Here is a 7,091-nt window from a genome sequence, read left to right on the forward strand (position 1 = left end):
CCCTCGGGGCTGTGGACACACCGCAGCCCCTGTAGGAGCGAGGCTTGCCCGCGAAGAGGCCGGCCGATTCAACAAAAATCCTCAGGCCTTCTGCTCAAACGCCACATAAATCTTGCGGCAAGGCTCCAGCACTTCCCAGGTCCCGCGGAAACCCGCCGGGATCACGAAGCGATCGCCCACCCGCAGGGTCTTGGCATTGCCATCCAGATCGCGCAGTACGGAAACGCCCTGCACGATCTCGCAGTATTCGTGTTCGGTGAAGTTCACCGTCCAGTGGCCGACGGCGCCTTCCCACACACCAGCATTCAACTGGCCGCAAGGGCTGTTGTAGTGGTTGTACACCACTTGCTCCGGATCGCCCTTGAGCACCTTCGCCGGGTCAGGGCGGTAGCGTTCGGCGGCGGTGGTGGCCTGGCTGAAGTCGACGACGTTCTGGATGCTCATTGTTGTATTCCCCCGTGAATGCGACGCGAGTGGTAGATAGATCGAGAGTCTATGTTTATTAAATTGAACGTCGCAAGGCCGTTTGCCAGCCTTATGTCAAATATATTGAAACTTCACCTGCCGCTGGTTTAGGGTGGCGGATGCCCTGAGCCGAAAAGCAGGCTGGACGGGCGGAATTCCTGACAGCGCCCGCGAAGAACGCGGGTGTCGTATTCAACAAGAGGAGGACACTCGTATGACCACCCTGACTCGTGCCGACTGGGAACAAAAGGCTCGCGACCTGAAGATCGAAGGCCGCGCTTACCTCAATGGCGAGTACACCGATGCCGTTTCCGGCGAGACGTTCGAGTGCATCAGCCCGGTCGATGGCCGTCTGCTGGGCAAGATTGCCAGCTGTGACGCCGCCGACGCCCAGCGCGCTGTGGAAAACGCTCGCGCCACCTTCAATTCCGGCGTCTGGTCGCGCCTGGCGCCGACCAAGCGCAAAGCCACCATGATCCGCTTCGCCGGCCTGCTGAAAAAGCACGCCGAGGAACTGGCCCTGCTTGAAACCCTGGACATGGGCAAGCCGATCAGCGATTCGCTCTACATCGACGTTCCCGGCGCGGCGCAAGCCCTGAGCTGGAGCGGCGAAGCCATCGACAAAATCTACGACGAAGTGGCGGCCACCCCGCACGATCAACTGGGTCTGGTGACCCGTGAGCCGGTGGGCGTGGTCGCGGCCATCGTGCCGTGGAACTTCCCGCTGATGATGGCCTGCTGGAAACTGGGCCCTGCGCTGTCGACCGGTAACTCGGTAATCCTCAAGCCTTCGGAAAAATCCCCGCTGACCGCCATCCGCATCGCGGCATTGGCCGTCGAGGCCGGCATTCCGAAAGGCGTGCTCAACGTGCTGCCAGGCTACGGCCACACCGTCGGCAAGGCCCTGGGCCTGCACAACGACGTCGACACCCTGGTGTTCACCGGTTCGACCAAGATCGCCAAGCAACTGATGATCTACGCAGGCGAGTCGAACATGAAGCGCATCTGGCTGGAAGCCGGCGGCAAGAGCCCGAACATCGTGTTCGCCGATGCTCCGGATCTGCAGGCTGCGGCCGAAGCCGCTGCGGGCGCCATTGCGTTCAACCAGGGCGAGGTCTGCACCGCGGGCTCGCGTCTGCTGGTGGAGCGTTCCATCAAGGACAAATTCCTGCCGCTGGTGATCGAGGCGCTGAAAACCTGGAAGCCGGGCAACCCGCTGGATCCGGCGACCAACGTCGGTGCGCTGGTGGACACCCAGCAGATGAATACCGTGCTGTCCTACATCGAGTCCGGTCATGCCGATGGCGCCAAGCTGGTGGCCGGTGGCAAGCGGGCCTTGCAGGAATCCGGTGGCACCTACGTCGAACCGACGATTTTCGACGGCGTGAGCAACGCGATGAAGATCGCCCAGGAAGAGATCTTCGGCCCGGTGCTGTCGGTCCTGACCTTCGACAACGCCGAAGAAGCCGTGGCCATCGCCAACGACACCCCGTACGGCCTGGCCGCTGCGGTATGGACCGCCGACATCTCCAAGGCCCACCTGACCGCCCGTGCCCTGCGTGCCGGTAGCGTCTGGGTCAACCAGTACGATGGCGGCGACATGACTGCACCGTTCGGTGGCTTCAAGCAGTCCGGCAACGGTCGCGACAAGTCGCTGCACGCGTTCGACAAGTACACCGAGCTGAAGGCGACCTGGATCAAGTTGTAAGCCAGTGAGGGAGCCTGGCGATCCGTCAGGCTCCTGAACCACGCAAATCCCATGTGGGAGCGGGCTTGCTCGCGAATTCGTTGTGTCATTCAGCACAGATGTTGACTGACAGGCCGCATTCGCGAGCAAGCCCGCTCCCACATTTGTTATGCGTAGTCTGAAAAAATAATTATCCACAGGAGCGTGGAACATGCGTTGGGCGACGTATTTCGCCGTGTTGGCGTCTGTCTTGAGTGTCGGCCTGGCCTTGGGCGTCAGCATGCCGCTGGTGTCATTTCGCCTGGAAAGCTGGGGTTATGGCTCGTTCGCGATAGGCGTGATGGCGGCCATGCCGGCCATCGGCGTGCTGTTGGGCGCGAAGATTTCCAGCCACCTGGCGGCGCGCTTCGGCACGGCCAACCTGATGCGCCTGTGTCTGTGGGGCGGGGCGCTGTCCATCGGTTTGCTGGCGCTGTTGCCGAGCTACCCGGTGTGGCTGACCCTGCGCCTGATGATCGGCGTGGTCCTGACCCTGGTGTTCATCCTCGGCGAGAGCTGGATCAACCAGTTGGTGGTCGAGGAATGGCGCGGGCGACTGGTGGCGCTGTACGGCAGCAGCTACGCGCTCAGCCAGTTGGCCGGGCCGATACTGCTGGGCGTGCTGGGCACTGAGCATGATTACGGATTCTGGGTTGGCGTCGGTCTGCTGGTGGCGTCGCCGTTCCTGTTGCTGGGTCGCAGCGGCGCGCCCAACAGCGAAGCCTGCAGCGTGACCTTCGGGGATTTGTTCAGCTTCTGCCGCGGCCTGCCGGCAATTGGCTGGGCGGTGTCGCTGTTCGCCGCCTTCGAAGCGATGATCCTGACCTTGTTGCCGGTGTATTGCCTGCAGCAAGGCTTTACCACAGAGATCGCTCTGGCGATGGTCAGCACCGTAGTAGTCGGGGATGCGTTGCTGCAACTGCCCATCGGCGCCCTGGCGGACCGCATCTCGCGACGCTCCCTGTTCACCGGTTGTGCCGTGGTCCTGCTGGTATCGAGCCTGACCATTCCGCTGCTGCTCGACACGCTGCTGATCTGGCCGCTGTGGGTGCTGTTCGGTGCCAGTGCCGGCGGGTTGTTTACCTTGTCGCTGATCCTGATCGGCGAGCGTTATCGCGACGATGCACTGGTTCGGGCCAATGCGCACATTGCTCAGCTGTGGGGGATCGGTTGTCTGCTGGGACCGTTGATTGCCGGGGCGGGCAGCCAGTGGATCAGCGGGCATGCGTTGCCGTTGCTGATGGCGGCGGGGGCGTTCGGGTTGGTGATTCTGCTGTCGCGGCAGGGGGCGTTTGGGTCGGTTCAGGCTGCATGATTTTTTGCAGCAGCTGCCGCAGGTGCTACAACATCCGCTCTAGCCCCACGGTATTGCTCAGCCAGGCATTGAAGCGCCGCCACCAGCTGCCAGGCTCCTTGGTCAGGGTGTGCATCTTGCCATCGTCCTCGGTGACCCAGACCACCTGGTCATTCTCCAGTTTCGCCTGATAACTCAAGGCCGGCGCCATGCCCTGTAGCGCCAGTTCGCGCACGCGGGCTGCGAGTTCGGGGCTGTCCACCAGCACGCCGACTTCGGTGTTCCACAGCACTGAGCGCGGGTCGAAGTTGAATGATCCGATAAAAGCCTTTTTCTGATCGAAGACGATCGCCTTGCTGTGCAGGCTCGAGTCGGAATCTCCGTAGGACTTGGTGGAAAACAGCCGAGGCCCGCTTCCACCATCATCCCCCGGCTGCCGCCGCAGTTCGAAAAGCTGCACGCCGTGCTCCAGCAACGCCTTGCGATAAGGCGCATAGCCGCCATGCACCGCTGGCACGTCCGTGGCTTCCAGCGCATTGGTCAGCAATCGCACCGACACGCCGGCATCGGCGCGCCCCGTCAGATACACCAGCCCCGGCTGACCCGGTACGAAATAGGCCGACACCATGATCAGCTCCTTGCTGACCCCGTTGAGCTCCGGCGCCAACTGGGTAGTCAGCAGCAGTTGCGGGTCTGGCTCATCCCTGGCCAGCACCTTGCTCGGCGCATCCCACAAGGCCTGGTTCCAGGCCCAGATCAGTTCATTGCGCCAGATGTCCAGACGCGGATCGGTGGCGAAGGCCATCAGTTGCTGATAGAGCGCGTGGTTCTGCTTGCGCGATTCTTCCAGGGACTGTTCCAGACGGGTGCGGAAATCCTGCAGATCCTTGGCGGTCGGTTTACTGGAGACGAACGTATCAATCGGTTTGCTCAGGGCGCTGTTCCAGTACTGGTCGAAGCTGTGGCCCAACTGTTCTGCCACCGGGCCGACACCCAGGATGTCGATGTCCGTGAAGTTCAAATTGGGCTCGGCATCGAAATACTCGTCCCCCAGATTGCGCCCGCCGACGATGGCCATGCTGTTGTCGGCCAGCCACAGCTTGTTGTGCATGCGCCGGTGCTGCTGCGACAGGTTGAACAGGCGTCCCGTGGTGCGCGTCAGGCCCGTGCTGCGCCCGAGGTGCAAGGGGTTGAACACGCGAATCTCGATCTGCGGGTGCGCCGCCAGGGTGGCGATGGTGACGTCCTGGCCATCGCTGGTGGTGTCGTCGAGCAGGATGCGGATGCGCACGCCGCGGTCGGCGGCCTTGAGTAGTTCTTCCACCAGCATGCGCGTGCTGATGCCGTCATGGACGATGTAGTACTGCAAATCGAGGCTGCCCTGGGCGTTGCGGATCAGCTCGGCGCGGGCGGTGAAGGCTTCGGTGCTGTCGGACAGCAGGCGAAAGCCGGATTTGCCTTCGTGGGTCGCGGCCTGGGCCTGGACCGAGCGGCCAAAGGCCGAAGCGCTTGCCGGCAACGCCTGGCTCGGTTCGCGCTGCACGCCGTAGCTGGCGCAGCCGCCGAGGATCGAAGCAAGTAACACCAGAGCAAGCAGGGATTGTCTGACTATCACGTAGGATCGTTCCGAGGCGGCAGTGGTTGGCAATATTGACCGCATCCATTGCGCAATGATCAGTCGATCAGCCCGTCAGTTTCCGCCAGCAGCTTGATCGCCGCGGCGCCGACCTTGCGCACGGCTTCTTCAATCTGTGCCGTTGGTTTGGCAGCGTAGTTCATGCGCAGGCAATTGCGGTACTTGCCCGAGGCGGAAAAGATACTGCCGACGGCAATCTGTACGCCCTGGTCGTGCAGGTCACGATTCAGTTTCAGGGTATCGAAGCCTTCCGGCAGTTCGACCCAGAGCATGAAGCTGCCTTGCGGACGACTGGCGCGGGTGCCGGCAGGAAAGTAGCGGGTGACCCAATCGATCATCATGTCGCGATTGCGCTGATATTGCGTGCGCATCCGCCGCAAATGCGGTTCGAAGTGCCCGCCCTTGATGAATTCGGCGATGGCGATCTGCGGTTGCGGCGCGGTGGAGCCGGTGCTGATGTATTTCATATGCAGCACCCGTTCCAGATAGCGGCCGGGGGCTACCCAGCCGATGCGCAGGCCGGGGGCCAGGGTCTTGGAAAATGAACTGCACAGCAGGACGCGGCCGTCCTCGTCGAAGGATTTGATCGTGCGCGGGCGCGGGTAGGTGTAGGACAGTTCGCCATACACATCGTCCTCGATGATCGCTACGTCAAAACGCTGTGCGAGCGTCAACAACGCACGCTTGCGCGACTCCGGCATGATGTAGCCCAGCGGGTTGTTGCAGTTGGGGGTCAACTGTATGGCCTTGATCGGCCATTGCTCCAGTGCCAGTTCCAGCGCGTCGATGCTGATCCCGGTGAGCGGGTCGGTGGGGATTTCCAAAGCTTTCATGCCCAGGCCCTTGAGGGTCTGCATGGCGCCGTGAAAGCTGGGGGAGTCAACGGCCACAATGTCTCCCGGCTCGCAGATGGCGCGGATGCTGGTGGACAGCGCTTCGTGACAACCGGTGGTCACTACCAGGTCGCCGGGGCCGAGCTGACAGCCGGAATCGAGCATCAGGCGGGCGATCTGTTCGCGCAGTTCGAGGTGGCCGTGAATGTTGTCGTAATACAGACCGGGCATATCCTGGCGGCGGCTCAGTTGCGCCAGCCCGCGCAGCAGGGGCTTGAGGGTCGGGGTGGTGATGTCCGGCATGCCCCGGCCCAGCTGCACCACATCCTTGCGCGGCACCGCGCGGATCAGCTCCAGCACCTGATCCCACTGGGAAATATCCACAGGCCGCTGCGCCGGGCGACCCACCGCCGGCAGCTCCGGCAGGTCACGACTGACCGGCACGAAATAGCCCGACTTGGGTTTCGGCGTGGCCAGCCCGCTGTCTTCCAGCATGCGGTAGGCCTGCTGCACCGTGCTCAGGCTGACCCCGTGCTCCACGCTCAACGCCCGCACCGACGGCAGCCGGTCACCTGGGCGATAGAAGCCCTGTTCGATACGCGTGCCGAGCAGTTCGGCGAGGTTGACGTAGAGAGTCATGGCGCAGTCTCGATAGAGGTGATTCGGTTAACCAGTACAGATGGGGCGAAAAATCAGGATTCAGAGCCTATAGCGGTAAATCTGTATGGAAATAATACAGTTTCGTTGGATCTGTAATGCTTTTCGCCGTCCGCGCATCATGAAACCTCTGGCTACCCAAGTAAACAGGAGCATTCAAGATGAACGGTTTGAGCGATGTGCGGCTGACGTTACGCAGTCAGGAACTGGAGATCGGGCAAGATGGCAATGCGCGCCATGTGGTGATGCGCAATGTGCGCGCTGACCTGAGTCGCTGGGACCTGTTCTGGCAGCGCCTGCACACGCGCAAGGCGTTGCTGGCGCTGACGCCGGAGCAGCTCAAGGATGTCGGGCTGACCCGTGAGCAGGCGCGGGAAGAGGGGCTTAAGCCGTTCTGGAGAATTTGATTTTTTTGGTGAACATTCGGGCCTCTTCGCGGGCAAGCCTCGCTCCTACAACGTTCTGGCGTGAACCCTGTAG

The 7,091-nt window shown here is 62.2% G+C and carries 6 protein-coding genes; 3 read left to right on the forward strand and 3 right to left on the reverse strand.

What is annotated here, in order from left to right; translation table 11 throughout:
- Window positions 1–81: 81 nt before the first annotated feature.
- Window positions 82–444, reverse strand: coding sequence for a cupin domain-containing protein (locus ACW9JE_RS26945; protein WP_457434488.1), 363 nt, complete (start codon window positions 442–444; stop codon window positions 82–84).
- Window positions 445–679: 235 nt separating this feature from the next.
- Between ACW9JE_RS26945 and ACW9JE_RS26950 the strand changes: the two genes are divergently transcribed.
- Together ACW9JE_RS26950 and ACW9JE_RS26955 are read left to right on the forward strand one after the other, a co-directional pair.
- Window positions 680–2,173, forward strand: a complete 1,494-nt coding sequence (locus ACW9JE_RS26950) for an aldehyde dehydrogenase (RefSeq protein ID WP_457434489.1) — start codon at window positions 680–682, stop codon at window positions 2,171–2,173.
- A 190-nt stretch (window positions 2,174–2,363) separates the two neighbouring features.
- On the forward strand, window positions 2,364–3,506 hold the full coding sequence (locus tag ACW9JE_RS26955; protein WP_457434491.1) for an MFS transporter: 1,143 nt from the start codon (window positions 2,364–2,366) through the stop codon (window positions 3,504–3,506).
- A gap of 25 nt (window positions 3,507–3,531) precedes the next feature.
- Here the strand turns inward: ACW9JE_RS26955 and ACW9JE_RS26960 are convergent, their stop codons facing one another.
- Both ACW9JE_RS26960 and ACW9JE_RS26965 read right to left on the reverse strand, forming a co-directional pair.
- Window positions 3,532–5,100: a phospholipase D family protein gene (locus ACW9JE_RS26960; protein WP_457434492.1), complete on the reverse strand. Its 1,569-nt coding sequence runs from the start codon at window positions 5,098–5,100 to the stop codon at window positions 3,532–3,534.
- Between the two features lie 59 nt (window positions 5,101–5,159).
- Window positions 5,160–6,593, reverse strand: a complete 1,434-nt coding sequence (locus tag ACW9JE_RS26965) for an aminotransferase-like domain-containing protein (protein ID WP_224541832.1) — start codon at window positions 6,591–6,593, stop codon at window positions 5,160–5,162.
- Window positions 6,594–6,772: 179 nt separating this feature from the next.
- Here ACW9JE_RS26965 and ACW9JE_RS26970 point away from each other — a divergent pair, with 179 nt between their 5' ends.
- Window positions 6,773–7,018, forward strand: a complete 246-nt coding sequence (locus ACW9JE_RS26970; RefSeq protein WP_224541834.1) for a DUF1127 domain-containing protein — start codon at window positions 6,773–6,775, stop codon at window positions 7,016–7,018.
- Window positions 7,019–7,091: the final 73 nt, after the last annotated feature.

It is taken from the genome of Pseudomonas sp. SDO55104_S430, assembly GCF_054070595.1.